11 protein-coding genes and 1 tRNA gene are annotated in these 13,968 nt (G+C 71.4%); 11 read left to right on the plus strand and 1 reads right to left on the minus strand.

Annotated elements, in window-relative coordinates; genetic code table 11:
- Positions 1 to 228: 228 nt before the first annotated feature.
- Positions 229 to 300: transfer RNA gene (locus ACFWUQ_RS04575), tRNA-Arg, on the minus strand.
- 82 nt (positions 301 to 382) lie between these two features.
- Here ACFWUQ_RS04575 and ACFWUQ_RS04580 point away from each other — a divergent pair.
- The 11 genes from ACFWUQ_RS04580 (at position 383) to prmC (ending at position 13,922) form a co-directional block, all read left to right on the plus strand.
- Complete coding sequence (locus ACFWUQ_RS04580; RefSeq protein WP_384532803.1) at positions 383 to 877, plus strand: response regulator; 495 nt, start codon at positions 383 to 385, stop codon at positions 875 to 877.
- 229 nt (positions 878 to 1,106) lie between these two features.
- Positions 1,107 to 2,210, plus strand: coding sequence for an ArgS-related anticodon-binding protein NrtL (nrtL, locus tag ACFWUQ_RS04585; protein ID WP_384532680.1), 1,104 nt, complete (start codon positions 1,107 to 1,109; stop codon positions 2,208 to 2,210).
- Between the two features lie 19 nt (positions 2,211 to 2,229).
- Positions 2,230 to 3,621, plus strand: a complete 1,392-nt coding sequence (gene lysA / locus ACFWUQ_RS04590) for a diaminopimelate decarboxylase (RefSeq protein ID WP_384532682.1) — start codon at positions 2,230 to 2,232, stop codon at positions 3,619 to 3,621.
- Positions 3,622 to 3,745: 124 nt separating this feature from the next.
- Positions 3,746 to 5,050: a homoserine dehydrogenase gene (locus ACFWUQ_RS04595; protein ID WP_384532685.1), complete on the plus strand. Its 1,305-nt coding sequence runs from the start codon at positions 3,746 to 3,748 to the stop codon at positions 5,048 to 5,050.
- A gap of 6 nt (positions 5,051 to 5,056) precedes the next feature.
- A complete protein-coding gene (thrC, locus tag ACFWUQ_RS04600) occupies positions 5,057 to 6,127 on the plus strand; it encodes a threonine synthase (RefSeq protein WP_384532688.1) in 1,071 nt (356 codons plus the stop codon).
- Between the two features lie 314 nt (positions 6,128 to 6,441).
- The gene (gene thrB, locus ACFWUQ_RS04605) at positions 6,442 to 7,368 is read left to right on the plus strand and encodes a homoserine kinase (protein ID WP_384532690.1); all 927 of its coding nucleotides are present in this window, start codon (positions 6,442 to 6,444) and stop codon (positions 7,366 to 7,368) included.
- A gap of 415 nt (positions 7,369 to 7,783) precedes the next feature.
- Positions 7,784 to 9,928: a transcription termination factor Rho gene (gene rho / locus ACFWUQ_RS04610; RefSeq protein ID WP_384532693.1), complete on the plus strand. Its 2,145-nt coding sequence runs from the start codon at positions 7,784 to 7,786 to the stop codon at positions 9,926 to 9,928.
- Positions 9,929 to 10,294: 366 nt separating this feature from the next.
- Positions 10,295 to 11,395, plus strand: coding sequence for an LCP family protein (locus ACFWUQ_RS04615; protein WP_384532695.1), 1,101 nt, complete (start codon positions 10,295 to 10,297; stop codon positions 11,393 to 11,395).
- A 184-nt stretch (positions 11,396 to 11,579) separates the two neighbouring features.
- Positions 11,580 to 11,798 (plus strand): 50S ribosomal protein L31, encoded by a 219-nt coding sequence (rpmE, locus tag ACFWUQ_RS04620; protein ID WP_384532697.1) that lies wholly within the window; start codon positions 11,580 to 11,582, stop codon positions 11,796 to 11,798.
- Between the two features lie 119 nt (positions 11,799 to 11,917).
- Positions 11,918 to 12,997 (plus strand): peptide chain release factor 1, encoded by a 1,080-nt coding sequence (gene prfA / locus ACFWUQ_RS04625; RefSeq protein ID WP_384532699.1) that lies wholly within the window; start codon positions 11,918 to 11,920, stop codon positions 12,995 to 12,997.
- Between the two features lie 79 nt (positions 12,998 to 13,076).
- On the plus strand, positions 13,077 to 13,922 hold the full coding sequence (gene prmC / locus ACFWUQ_RS04630; protein ID WP_384532701.1) for a peptide chain release factor N(5)-glutamine methyltransferase: 846 nt from the start codon (positions 13,077 to 13,079) through the stop codon (positions 13,920 to 13,922).
- Positions 13,923 to 13,968 lie beyond the last annotated feature (46 nt).

The following is a 13,968-nucleotide window of genomic DNA, read 5'->3' on the forward strand; positions in this document are numbered from 1 at the left end:
CTGGCCTCCCGATGGCGGCGGGCAGCCTGGGTCCAACTGCATCGACGGCAACGGTGGCAGCGGGGCAGGCGAGGGGCGCGTGCACGCATCGCCCGTCGGCTCACGCGCCACTCACGCGAGAACAGTGAGAGACAACGAGAAAGCCCCGGACTCAGTGAGACTGAGTTCGGGGCTTCATCATTGGCACTTGCGCAGGTCAGCGAGTGATTTTCGCTGGTCGAGCGGAAGTGCCCCCGGCAGGATTCGAACCTGCGCACACGGCTCCGGAGGCCGTTGCTCTATCCCCTGAGCTACGGGGGCGTGTCGTTCGCGTTGCGGCGACGGGTTGAACACTACCAGCTTCACCGGGGTGATCAGGAACGCGTTTGCGGGGGGACGGAGGGTGGGTCGCCCGGACGGGGCGGAAGTGGCGAAAACCCGGACGCGGGGGGTTCGGCGGACCTACTCTCAAGTTGTGCCAGGCGCCTCGGGCCGGGTGCTTGTTGTCGACGACAACAAGGTCATCCGGCAGCTGATCAAGGTCAATCTCGAACTGGAGGGTTTCGAGGTCGTGACCGCGAACGATGGTGTCGAGTGCCTGGACATCGTCCATCGCGTGTGTCCCGATGTCATCACCCTCGACGTGGTCATGCCCCGGCTGGACGGTTTCGGGGCCGCGGCGCAGCTGCGGGCCGATCCGCGGACGCGGCACCTGCCCGTCGCCATCGTCAGTGCCTGTACCCACCACGAGGTGGAGGCCGGGATCGCGGCCGGGGTGGACGCCTTCGTCGCCAAGCCCTTCGAGCCCGCCGAGCTGGTGCAGGTCGTACGGCGGCTGGTCGATCGCAAGGACCGGCGCGAGCGGGAAGGGACCCCCGCGGGACGGGGGAGGGGATAGTGGTCCGTGGTCGGTAGTCCGTGGTCCGTAGGTCTATAGGTCCGTAGTCCCTAGTCCGTGGTCCGTTCGGCCCGGCCCTGGCGAGCGCCGTCAAGCTCTGCTCTCCTGGGGTCCCGGTCCGCGCCGCCGGTTGCGGGGTTCGCTGCCGGGGTGGCGGGGCGAGCGGGTGGCTGTTCATATGGCGAAACCCTTCGACTGAGGGGTGGGCGTCTCCCCTAGGCTGGGTTCCGTGAACCCCGCTGACCTCCCCCGTACCGTCGCGCGCGCCGTGTGCTGCGCCGTCGAGGAGGGGGAGCTGCCGGCCGGGGTCGAGGTGCCCGGGCGGGTGGTCGTCGAGCGGACGCGTCCTGGCGGGGTGGGGGAGTACGCGACTCCCGTCGCGTTCCAGGTGGCCGGGAGCGCCGGACGCCGGCCCGCCGAGGTCGCCGGTGTGCTGGCCCGCCGGCTGGGAGCCGTTCCGGGGATCGAGCGCGTGGACGTCACCGGAGCGGGGTTCCTGAATTTCGTACTCGCCCCTCTTTCTCCGGCCCGGATCGTCGCCCTCGCCGCCGAGGCCCATTCCTACCCCAAGGCCGACCCCTATCCCGATCCCGATCTCGACCTCGACCCCAATCCCCGTCAATGCCCCTGCGCGCCGACTCGCCGCCGCGCTTCCGCGTTCGACGCGCTCGACGCGGCCGACTCTCCCGACTCTCCCGACGCCCCCGGCGGTCTCCGGGAGCGCGTCGTGCGCGCCGCCGTGGGGCGGATCCTGCGGGTCTGGGGCTGCGTCGGTGAGGAGCACCCCGCCCCCGTCGCCCCCGTCGCCAAGCGCGACGGCGACGTTCTTGCCCGGTACGGGAGCGACGCCGCCCGCTGGGCCATGCTCGTCGTGCCGGCCCGGGAGACGCCGGAGTTCTCCGACGTGCTCCTCGTGCAGGGCGAGGCCAGCGAGTTCTTCCGGGTGCGCTACGCCCACGCCCGCGCCCACGCCCTCGTGGCCAACGCCGCCCGCCTCGGTTTCCGCCCGCTCCCCAGCGACCCCGCGGACACCTCCGAAGCCCCCGAAACCCCAGACACCCCGGACACCACCACCGCCCCCCTGCTGCGCGCCCTCGTCGACCACGCCCTCGTCCTCGAAGCCGCCGCGCACCACCGCGCGCCCGAGCGGCTCGCCCGGCACCTCGTCGAGGTCGCCGACGCGCTGCTCGACTTCCAGTACCGCGTCCTGCCCCACGGGGACGAGAAACCCTCGGCCGCCCACCGTTCACGGCTGGCTCTCGCCGAAGCCGCCGGGACGGTGCTGGCCGGCGGCCTCGCCCTGCTCGGCATAGACGCACCGACACGCCTGTGACCCGCGAAGAGAGATACCGATGAGCCGTTCCGCCCACCCCGCAGGGCCCCGCCACGCCGACGTCCTGCCCGAGGGGCACTACTCCCCGCCGCCCGCCGACCTGAACGCCCTCGACGAGAAGGTCTGGTCGAGCACCGTTCGGCGCACACCCGACGGAGTGGTCTGCGTCGGCGGGATCGAAGTGACCCGGCTGGCACAGGAGTTCGGGACGCCCGCCTTCTTCCTCGACGAGGAGGACTTCCGGGCGCGCTGCCGCGCCTGGGCGCACGCCTTCGGCAAGGACGCCGACGTGTTCTACGCGGGCAAGGCGTTCCTCTCCAAGGCCGTGGTGAAGTGGCTCAAGGAGGAGGGGCTCAACCTCGACGTGTGCTCCGGCGGGGAGCTGGCCACCGCCCTGGCCGCCGGGATGCCCGCCGCGCGGATCGCCTTCCACGGCAACAACAAGTCCGAGGACGAGGTCCGGCGGGCCGTCGGGGCGGGCGTGGGGCGCATCGTCCTCGACTCCTTCCAGGAGATCGCCCGGGTCGCCCACATCGCCCGCGAGCTGGGCGTGCGCCAGCCCGTGCAGATCCGGGTGACCGTCGGCGTCGAGGCACACACGCACGAGTTCATCGCCACCGCCCACGAGGACCAGAAGTTCGGTATCGCCGTGGCCGACGGCTCCGCCGCCGAGGCGGTCCGGCGGGCGCTCGGGCACGACTCGCTGGAGCTGCTCGGCGTCCATTCCCACATCGGCTCGCAGATCTTCGACATGGCCGGCTTCGAGGTGTCCGCCAAGCGGGTCGTGCAGCTGCTGGCCGCCGTCCGCGACGAGCACGGCGTGGAGCTCCCCGAGATCGACCTCGGCGGCGGCCTCGGCATCGCCTACACCTCCGACGACGACCCCCGCGAGCCCCACGAGATCGCCAAGGCGCTCACCGAGATCGTGTCCCGCGAATGCGAGACCGCCGGCCTGCGGGCGCCGCGGATCTCCGTCGAGCCCGGCCGCGCGATCGTCGGCCCCACGGCGTTCACGCTGTACGAGGTGGGGACGATCAAGCCCTTGGAGGGGCTGCGCACGTACGTCAGTGTCGACGGCGGCATGTCCGACAACATCCGTACGGCCCTGTACGACGCCGAGTACTCCGTCAGCCTGGTCTCCCGTACCTCCGACGCCGCGCCCATGCTCACCCGTGTGGTCGGCAAGCACTGCGAGAGCGGTGACATCGTGGTGAAGGACGCGTTCCTGCCCGCCGACCTCGCGCCCGGGGACCTCCTCGCCGTCCCGGCCACCGGCGCCTACTGCCGCTCGATGGCCAGCAACTACAACCACGCGCTGCGCCCGCCCGTGGTCGCCGTGCGCGACGGACAGGCCCGTGTCATCGTCCGGCGCGAGACGGAGGAAGATCTCCTGCGACTCGACCTCGGATGATGAAATAGGTGTCTCACTCAATGGACCGAGGATGGAAAGTGCTGTCCATTGAGTGAGACTGGTTCAAACCCGGCGAACAAACCGCGCGCGGGGCACTGAAGGAAGATCGAAAGGCGTAGGTCGAATGATGCGTACGCGTCCGCTGAAGGTGGCGCTGCTGGGCTGTGGAGTGGTCGGCTCAGAGGTGGCGCGCATCATGACGACGCACGCCGACGACCTGACGGCCCGGATCGGCGCGCCCGTCGAGCTCGCCGGCGTGGCCGTACGCCGCCCCGCGAAGGCGCGCGAGGGCATCGACCCCTCCCTGGTCACCACGGACGCGACCGCACTCCTCAAACGCGGCGACATCGACGTCGCGATCGAGGTCATCGGCGGTATCGAGCCGGCGCGCGCCCTGATCACCACCGCTTTCGAGCACGGCATCTCGGTCGTATCGGCGAACAAGGCGCTGCTCGCCCAGGACGGCGCGGCGCTGCACGCCGCGGCCGAGGCGGCCGGGCTGGACCTGTACTACGAGGCCGCCGTCGCCGGCGCCATCCCGCTGGTCCGCCCGATGCGCGAGTCCCTCGCCGGCGACAAGATCAACCGGGTCATGGGCATCGTCAACGGCACGACGAACTTCATCCTCGACAAGATGGACTCCACCGGCGCCGGGTACCAGGAGGCCCTCGACGAGGCCACCGCCCTCGGGTACGCCGAGGCCGATCCGACCGCCGACGTCGAGGGCTACGACGCCGCCGCCAAGGCCGCGATCCTCGCCGGCATCGCCTTCCACACCCGGGTGCGCCTCGACGACGTCTACCGCGAGGGCATGACGGAGGTCAGCGCCGCGGACTTCGCCTCCGCGAAGCGCATGGGCTGCACCATCAAGCTCCTCGCGATCCTGGAGCGCGCCGCCGACGGCGAGTCCGTCACCGCCCGCGTGCACCCCGCGATGATCCCGCTCAGCCACCCGCTGGCCTCCGTCCGCGAGGCGTACAACGCGGTCTTCGTCGAGGCGGAGGCCGCCGGGCGGCTGATGTTCTACGGGCCCGGCGCGGGCGGCGCGCCCACGGCGTCCGCGGTCCTCGGCGACCTGGTCGCCGTCTGCCGCAACAAGCTCGCCGAGGCGACGGGGCCCGGCGAGTCGGCGTACACCCAGCTGCCGGTCAGCACCATGGGCGAGGTCGTCACCCGCTACCACATCAGCCTCGACGTGGCGGACAAGCCGGGCGTCCTCGCCCAGGTGGCGACCACGTTCGCCGAGCACGGGGTGTCGATCGATACCGTACGACAGCAAGGACGTCCGGACGGGGTCGGCAATGAGGCCTCCCTCGTCGTCGTCACCCACCGCGCGCCCGACGCCGCCCTCTCCGGGACCGTCGAGGCGCTGCGGAAGCTGGACACCGTGCGCGGTGTCGCCAGCATCATGCGTGTTGAAGGGGAGTAAGGACCCATGAGCAGCAATCGCACCCACCAGTGGCGCGGCATCATCGAGGAGTACCGGGACCGCCTGCCGGTGACGGACACGACTCCCGTGGTGACGCTCCGCGAGGGCGGCACTCCCCTCGTCCCCGCGCAGGTGCTCTCCGAGCGCACCGGTTGCGAGGTGCACCTCAAGGTCGAGGGGGCCAACCCCACCGGGTCCTTCAAGGACCGCGGCATGACCATGGCGATCACCAAGGCCAAGGAGGACGGCGCCAAGGCCGTCATCTGCGCCTCCACGGGCAACACCTCCGCCTCCGCCGCCGCGTACGCGGTGCGCGCCGGCATGGTCTCGGCCGTCCTCGTCCCCCGCGGCAAGATCGCGCTGGGCAAGATGGGCCAGGCGCTCGTGCACGGCGCCAAGATCCTCCAGGTGGACGGCAATTTCGACGACTGCCTCGCCCTGGCCCGCGCGCTCTCCGACAACTACCCGGTGGCGCTGGTCAATTCGGTCAATCCGGTGCGCATCGAGGGGCAGAAGACGGCCGCGTTCGAGATCGTCGACGCGCTCGGTGACGCCCCCGACATCCACGTGCTGCCCGTCGGCAACGCGGGCAACATCACCGCGTACTGGAAGGGCTTCAAGGAGTACAAGGCCGACGGCCTGGCCTCCCGTACGCCGCGCGTGTGGGGTTTCCAGGCCTCCGGTTCCGCGCCCATCGTGCGCGGCGAGGTCGTCAAGGAACCGCACACCATCGCCACCGCGATCCGGATCGGCAATCCGGCCTCCTGGGACTACGCGCTGGCCGCGCGCGACGAGTCGGGCGGTTTCATCGACGAGGTGACCGACCGTCAGATCCTGGCGGCTTACCGCCTGTTGGCCTCGCAGGAGGGCGTGTTCGTCGAGCCCGCGTCGGCCGCCTCGGTGGCCGGGCTGCTCAAGGCCGCCGAGCTCGGCCTGGTCGACCCGGGCCAGACGATCGTGTGCACCGTCACCGGCAACGGCCTCAAGGACCCCGACTGGGCGGTCGCCGGCGCTCCGCAGCCGGTCACCATCCCGGTGGACGCCGAGGCCGCCGCCGTACGGCTCGGACTGGTCTGACCGAACGGCCCGAGTGCCGGGTTCCGCAGGGGCTGTCGAGCCCCCGAGGCCCTTCCGGAACCCTTCGGAACCCGGCAACTCACCCCGTACGACGACAAAAGTGCGGCCGAAGCCCGCGACACGCATCGTGCGCCTCCTGTGCGCCCTATGTCGCGGGAGAACCTTCCTTCGATACGCTGTACCCACATCCGCCACCGCGCATATGACGCGGTGCTGCCCCGAGGGCCTTCGGGTGTCGTGCGTTCTCCAGTACATTCACAGCGAGCCAGCGAAGAGCGAAGTTCTCGCACAGTCACAAGGAGTGTCATCGGACGATGGCCGGTCCAGCGTTCCGCGCCGCCGCCGTACGGGTGCGCGTTCCCGCCAGCAGTGCCAATCTCGGCCCGGGCTTCGACGCCCTCGGGTTGGCGCTGGGGCTCTATGACGACGTCGTCGTCCGGGTGGCCGACTCCGGCCTGAACATCGACATCGCGGGCGAGGGCGCCGACACCCTCCCGCGGGACGAGAGCCACCTGCTCGTACGTTCCATGCGCACCGCCTTCGACCTGCTGGGCGGACAGCCGCGGGGGCTGGAGGTCGTCTGCGCCAACCGCATCCCGCACGGTCGCGGCCTCGGCTCCTCCTCCGCCGCCATCTGCGCCGGCATCGTCGCGGCGCGCGCCGTGACCATAGGCGGCGAGGCCAAGCTCGACGACAGTGCGCTGCTGGAGCTCGCCACCGAGATCGAGGGCCACCCCGACAACGTCGCCGCCTGCCTGCTCGGCGGTTTCACCCTGGCGTGGATGGACGGGGGAAGCGCCAAGGCGATCCGGATGGAGCCCGCCGATTCCATCGTTCCAGTGGTCTTCGTCCCCTCCAAGCCGGTCCTGACGGAGACCGCGCGCGGCCTGCTGCCGCGCACCGTCCCGCACGTGGACGCGGCCGTCAACGCGGGCCGGGCGGGCCTGCTCGTGGAGGCCCTGACCAGGCGTCCCGAGTTCCTGCTGCCGGCCACCGAAGACCGGCTCCACCAGGAGTACCGGTCCCCGGCGATGCCCGAGAGCGTGGCACTCGTCAACCGGCTGCGGGCGGACGGCATCCCCGCGGTCATCTCCGGTGCGGGCCCCACGGTCCTCGCGCTGGTCGACAACGGTGCGGCCGACAAGGTCGCGCGGCTCGCGGGCGAGGGGTGGGCGGCCAACCGGCTCGCACTCGACGCCGCGGGCGCGAGCGTACTTCCGCTGGGAACCCAGGGCGGCTGATACAAGCCGGTCGGGGGCGGACGGTCAGGGCAGGCCGTCCGAGCGGAATGGCGCGATTGCCGGTGATTGAGAGGGGGAATATCTGTTGGATCCGGTAGTGTTAGTCTCAAGTGCGCATCCGAAGCCGCCATGGCTCGGTGCTCAGTGTCCCCATCCGGGACCACCTTTCTTCCGGGAGCCTCCCCGACTGCTTTGATCCATTCCAGCAGTTTCGAGCACGCTCCGGAATCGGCGTGACATTCCCACGCTTCCAGCTCGGGGCTTCTCGCCGGAACCACCCACGCACGTTTCTCCCCGCCGTATCTCTATCGGCGGACCACCGCCCCGGCACGGTCCACACCTAGGACTGCTGTCGGACAGCACAACCGGTCGCCGAGCCAGACAGGCCGACGTCCGCTCCAGGGAAGGACCCTTCGTGAGCGACACCACCGATCTGATGGGCGCTGCCGACACCTCTGTCGACACCAGTGCCTCCGCCGCGGGCGCCGCACCCAAGCGTCGCCGCACCGGCACCGGCCTCGACGGCATGGTCCTGGCCGAGCTGCAGCAGGTCGCGTCGGGCCTCGGCATCAGGGGCACCGCGCGGATGCGCAAGAGCCAGCTGATCGAGGTCATCAAGGAGGCGCAGGCGGGCGGCAGTGCCCCCAAGGCCGCGTCCTCCGCCGCCGCGGACACCGCCGAGGCCAAGCCGAAGCGCCGCGCCACCAGCAAGGCCCGTACGGGTGAGGCCGCCGCCGAGGCGCCCGCCGAGAAGGTCGCCACGCAGGCGCAGATCGACATCCCGGGCCAGCCGGCCAGCGACGACGCCCCGGTCGGCGAGCGCCGCCGTCGTCGTGCCACGGCCCCCTCCGGCAGCCCGGAGGCCTCGGCCCCCGCCGCCGTGCAGGTCGAGCAGAAGACCGAGACCGTCACGGCGGAGGCGGCCGCCGTGCCGCAGACCGACTCCCGTGCCGAGGCGGCCACCGCCGTCTCCGCGCCGGCCCAGGAGGGCGAGGGCCGCGGCCGTCGCGACCGCCGGGACCGGGGCGCCGAGCGCGGTGACCGTGCCGAGCGCCAGCGCGACCGCCGCGACCGCGGCGCCAAGGCCGACGACCAGGGCCAGGGCGGCCAGGGCCAGGGCCAGGGCGGCCAGGGTGGCCAGGGCCAGTCCGTGCAGGCCGGCGGCCGCCAGGACCGCGCCGACCGCGGTGACCGCCAGGACCGCGCCGAGCGCGGCGACCGCCAGGACCGCCAGGACCGCCAGCAGCAGGGCGGCCGCGGGCAGGGCCAGCAGGGCCGCCAGGACCGTCAGGACAACGGCCCGCAGGACGACTTCGACGACGAGAACGGCCGCCGCGGCCGCCGCGGCCGCTACCGCGACCGCCGGGGCCGTCGCGGACGCGACGAGTTCGCCCCGAGCGAGCCGCAGGTCGCCGACGACGACGTGCTGATCCCCGTCGCGGGCATCCTCGACATCCTCGACAACTACGCGTTCATCCGGACCTCGGGCTACCTGCCCGGCCCCAACGACGTGTACGTCTCCCTCGCCCAGGTCCGCAAGGCCGGTCTGCGCAAGGGCGACCACACCACCGGTGCCGTGCGCCAGCCCAAGGACGGCGAGCGCCGCGAGAAGTTCAACGCCCTCGTGCGCCTGGACTCGGTGAACGGCATGGCGCCCGAATCCGGCCGCGGGCGCCCGGAGTTCCAGAAGCTGACCCCGCTCTACCCGCAGGACCGGCTCCGCCTGGAGACCGACCCGGGTGTGCTGACGACCCGCATCATCGACCTCGTGTCGCCGATCGGCAAGGGCCAGCGAGGCCTGATCGTGGCTCCGCCGAAGACCGGCAAGACCATGATCATGCAGGCGATCGCCAACGCGATCACCGTCAACAACCCCGAGTGCCACCTGATGGTCGTCCTGGTCGACGAGCGTCCGGAAGAGGTCACCGACATGCAGCGGTCGGTGAAGGGCGAGGTCATCTCCTCCACCTTCGACCGCCCGGCCGAGGACCACACCACCGTCGCCGAGCTGGCCATCGAGCGCGCCAAGCGCCTCGTCGAGCTCGGCCACGACGTGGTCGTCCTGCTGGACTCCATCACCCGTCTGGGCCGCGCGTACAACCTCGCGGCGCCCGCCTCCGGCCGCATCCTGTCCGGTGGTGTCGACTCGACCGCGCTGTACCCGCCGAAGCGCTTCTTCGGTGCCGCGCGCAACATCGAGGACGGCGGCTCGCTGACCATCCTGGCCACCGCGCTCGTCGACACCGGCTCGCGCATGGACGAGGTGATCTTCGAGGAGTTCAAGGGCACCGGCAACATGGAGCTCAAGCTCGACCGGAAGCTCGCCGACAAGCGCATCTTCCCGGCTGTCGACGTCGACCCGTCGGGCACCCGCAAGGAGGAGATCCTCCTCAACGCGGAGGAGCTCGCCATCGTCTGGAAGCTGCGCCGGGTGCTGCACGCGCTCGACTCGCAGCAGGCCATCGAGCTGCTCCTCGACAAGATGAAGCAGACGAAGTCGAACGCCGAGTTCCTGATGCAGATCGCGAAGACGACCCCGTCGGGCAAGAACGACGACTGAGGTCCTCCCGCTCCGCACGCAGCCGCCCCCGCCGCACCCGCGACGGGGGCGGCCGCGCGTTCTGACGCCGGTACGCGCCGCCTCCCGCGTACGGCGTTCCGTGCGAGCTCCGCCACATCCCGGCCCGGGGCCGACCCCGCGGCGGAACCCGACTCCTCGGCCGAAACCGCAGGTAGGCGCGCCGCTACGGGCCGTTTGTCCCGTCAGCCGGACATGCGGCATGCGTCCGGAGCGCCCGGTCCGCGTGGAACCCTGGAACGGAACCGGTCGTCTCTGTCAGCGCACCGAGGGAGCACCGAGGACGCATCCAGGAAGCACCGAGGGCGGACACGGGTCGCGGGGACCGGACTCAGGACTGAGGAGAGCATGAGCCAGGACAGCACCGGCCGAGGCCGCGGCGGCGCGGGGGGCCGCCGGCGGAAACCGGCCAAGCGCCGCCGGGCCCTCGCCGTCGCCGCGTGGACCGCCGCGGGCGTGGTCCTGCTCGGTGGCGCGGGCGTCGGCTACTTCTACGTCAAGCTCAACGGCAACCTGAAGACCGTGGACATCGACCAGGCGCTGGGAGCCGACCGGCCGCAGAACCTCGACAACGGCTCGATGGACATCCTCGTCCTCGGGTCCGACTCCCGCGGCGGGGCGAACGGCGCGTACGGCCGGGACGACGGCGGCTCGGCGCGCTCCGACACCGCGATGGTCGTCCATCTCTACGAGGGCCGCCGGCAGGCCGCCGTCATATCGATACCCCGGGACACCATGGTGGCCCGCCCCTCCTGCTCCACCCCGGGCGGCAAGAGCGACCCCGGGGGCCCGCGCGAGCAGTTCAACGAGTCGTACACCGTCGGCGGGGCCGCCTGCGCGGTCAAGACCGTCGAGAAGATGTCGGGGATCCGCATGGACCACTACATCGAGGTCGACTTCACGGGCTTCAAGAAGATCGTCGACAGCCTCGGCGGCGTCGAGGTGACCACCACGGCGCCGATCAAGGACTCCGCCAGCCACCTCGACCTGGCGGCCGGTACGAACCGGCTGGACGGCGAGCAGGCCCTGGGCCTGGTCCGCACCCGCAAGGGCGTCGGCGACGGAAGCGACCTGGGCCGGATACAGCTCCAGCAGGCCTTCATCAAGGCCCTGATCACGCAGGTCCAGGGGGTCGGCGTGTTCGACGACCCCAAGCGGCTGCTCGGCCTCGCCGACACCGCCACCAAGGCCCTCACCACCGACAAGGCGCTCGGCGACGTGAAGTCCCTCGCCTCATTCGCCCAGGGCCTCAAGGGCATCGGCGCCCAGGACATGCGGATGGTCACCCTGCCGGTGGCCGCCGACCCCGCCGATCCCAACCGGGTGGTCCCGCTCACGAAGGCGTCGCGACTGGTCTGGGACGCGCTGCTGGCGGACCGGCCGATCCCGGCCGAGGCCACGGCGGACTCGGCCGGGGACAAGGGCGGCGCCGGTTCGGTCGTCCGCTGAGGACGGCCTCGCGGGGAGCCTCCCGGGGCGGCCGGAATAGATGCGGGGCCCCCTCCGTTGAGGGAGGCGTCCTCAGAATTTTGACAGGCAGCCCGGTCCTGGCAGACTGGTCTGTCGGCCCCGGTTCACGCAGTGCGCAATTCGGCTCCTGCGACCCGGCGCCCTCCCGAAACTAGGAGACACCTTGAAGCGCGAAGTCCACCCCGAGTACGTCGAGACCCAGGTCAGCTGCACCTGTGGCGCGTCGTTCACCACCCGCTCCACCCTGACCAGCGGCAACATCCGCGCCGAGGTCTGCTCCGAGTGCCACCCGTTCTACACGGGCAAGCAGAAGATCCTCGACACCGGTGGTCGTGTGGCCCGCTTCGAGGCCCGCTTCGGCAAGGGTGCGGCCAAGAAGTAGCGCGACCCAGGCGCCGGTCACCGGCCGCCCCCTGACCACGCGGGGGCGGCCGGACCGGCGCCTTTGTCGTCGTTCCGCCACCCCGCGCAGTTCCGCACATTTACCCCAGGAGTACCCCGATGTTCGAGGCGGTCGAGGAATTGATCGGCGAGCACGCCGATCTTGAGAAGAAGCTCGCCGACCCTTCGGTCCACTCGGATCAGGCCAACGCGCGCAAGCTGAACAAGCGCTACGCGGAGCTGACCCCGATCGTCGCGACCTTCCGTGCCTGGAAGCAGTCCGCCGAGGACATCGAGACGGCGAAGGAGTTCGCCCAGGTCGACCCCGACTTCGCGGCCGAGGTCAAGGAGCTGACCGCGCAGCGCGAGGAGCTCACCGAGAAGCTCCGGCTGCTGCTCGTCCCGCGCGACCCCAGCGACGACAAGGACGTGCTCCTTGAGGTCAAGGCGGGCGCGGGCGGCGACGAGTCGGCGCTGTTCGCCGGCGACCTGCTGCGCATGTACCTGCGCTACGCCGAGCGCGTGGGCTGGAAGACCGAGATCATCGACGCCACCGAGTCCGAGCTCGGCGGCTACAAGGACGTGCAGGTCTCCGTCCGCACCAAGGGCGGCAACGGCGCCACCGAGCCCGGCCAGGGCGTGTGGGCCCGCCTGAAGTACGAGGGCGGCGTGCACCGCGTCCAGCGGGTCCCGGCCACCGAGTCGCAGGGCCGCATCCACACCTCCGCCGCCGGCGTGCTCGTCACCCCGGAGGCCGAGGAGGTCGAGGTCGAGGTCAACATGAACGACCTCCGCATCGACGTGTACCGCTCCTCCGGCCCCGGCGGCCAGTCCGTCAACACCACCGACTCGGCCGTGCGCATCACGCACCTGCCGACCGGTGTGGTCGCCTCCTGCCAGAACGAGAAGAGCCAGCTCCAGAACAAGGAGCAGGCCATGCGCATCCTCCGCTCGCGGCTGCTGGCCGCGGCTCAGGAGGCCGCCGAGCAGGAGGCCTCGGACGTGCGCCGCAGCCAGGTGCGCTCGGTTGACCGCTCCGAGAAGATCCGTACGTACAACTACCCGGAAAACCGGATCTCGGACCACCGCACCGGCTTCAAGGCGTACAACTTGGACCAGGTGCTCGACGGCGACCTCGACTCGGTCATCCAGGCCTGTGTCGACGCCGACTCCGCGGCCAAGCTCGCGGCCGCGCACTGACGGAGCCGCACGGTACCGCGGCGACGCGGTACCCATGCCCCGTACCGACCCCCGTACGACAGCAGTCCGGAGGACCAGCGTGAACTTGCTGCTTGCCGAAGTGGCCCAAGCCACTCAGCGGCTGGCCGCCGCCGGCGTGCCCTCACCGCGCTTCGACGCGGAGGAGCTCGCGGCCTTCGTGCACGGCGTCAAGCGGGGGGAACTGCACCAGGTCAAGGACACGGACTTCGACGCCCGCTACTGGGAGACCGTCGCCCGCCGCGAGGCCCGCGAGCCGCTCCAGCACATCACCGGCCGCGCCTTCTTCCGGTACCTGGAGCTCCAGGTCGGCCCCGGGGTCTTCGTACCCCGGCCCGAGACCGAGTCGGTCGTCGACTGGGCCATACAGGCCGTCCGGGCCATGGACGTCGTCGAGCCGATGATCGTGGACCTGTGCACCGGCTCCGGCGCCATCGCGCTCGCCATGGCGCAGGAGGTGCCGCGCTCGCGCGTGCACGCGGTCGAGCTGTCCGAGGACGCCCTGCGCTGGACCCGCAAGAACGCCGCCGACTCCCGGGTCACCGTGCACCAGGGGGACGCGCTGAGCGCCCTGCCGGAGCTCGACGGCCAGGTCGACCTCGTGATCTCCAACCCGCCGTACATCCCGCTCACCGAATGGGAGTACGTCGCCCCCGAGGCCCGGGACCACGACCCCGAGATGGCGCTCTTCTCGGGCGAGGACGGCCTGGACACCATCCGCGGCATCGAGCGCACCGCCCACCGGCTGCTGCGGCCCGGCGGCATCGTCGTCATCGAGCACGCGGACACCCAGGGCGGCCAGGTGCCGTGGATCTTCGCCGAGGAACGGGGCTGGGCCGACGCGGCCGACCACCCGGACCTCAACAACCGCCCGCGCTTCGCGACGGCCCGCAAGGCCCTGCCGTGACCCGCGCGACTTCTCTCCCCGCCACCCCCCTTCCGCACGAGGAGGC

Source organism: Streptomyces sp. NPDC058662 (assembly GCF_042716255.1).
GTDB lineage: Bacteria > Actinomycetota > Actinomycetes > Streptomycetales > Streptomycetaceae > Streptomyces.

Bases quoted from the DNA above. Each gene is read 5' to 3' on its own strand.
- lysA (WP_384532682.1), top strand. From the start codon at position 2,230: ATGAGCCGTTCCGCCCACCCCGCAGGGCCCCGCCACGCCGACGTCCTG.
- ACFWUQ_RS04595 (WP_384532685.1), top strand. From the start codon at position 3,746: ATGATGCGTACGCGTCCGCTGAAGGTGGCGCTGCTGGGCTGTGGAGTG.
- thrC (WP_384532688.1), top strand. From the start codon at position 5,057: ATGAGCAGCAATCGCACCCACCAGTGGCGCGGCATCATCGAGGAGTAC.
- thrB (WP_384532690.1), top strand. From the start codon at position 6,442: ATGGCCGGTCCAGCGTTCCGCGCCGCCGCCGTACGGGTGCGCGTTCCC.
- ACFWUQ_RS04615 (WP_384532695.1), top strand. From the start codon at position 10,295: ATGAGCCAGGACAGCACCGGCCGAGGCCGCGGCGGCGCGGGGGGCCGC.
- prfA (WP_384532699.1), top strand. From the start codon at position 11,918: ATGTTCGAGGCGGTCGAGGAATTGATCGGCGAGCACGCCGATCTTGAG.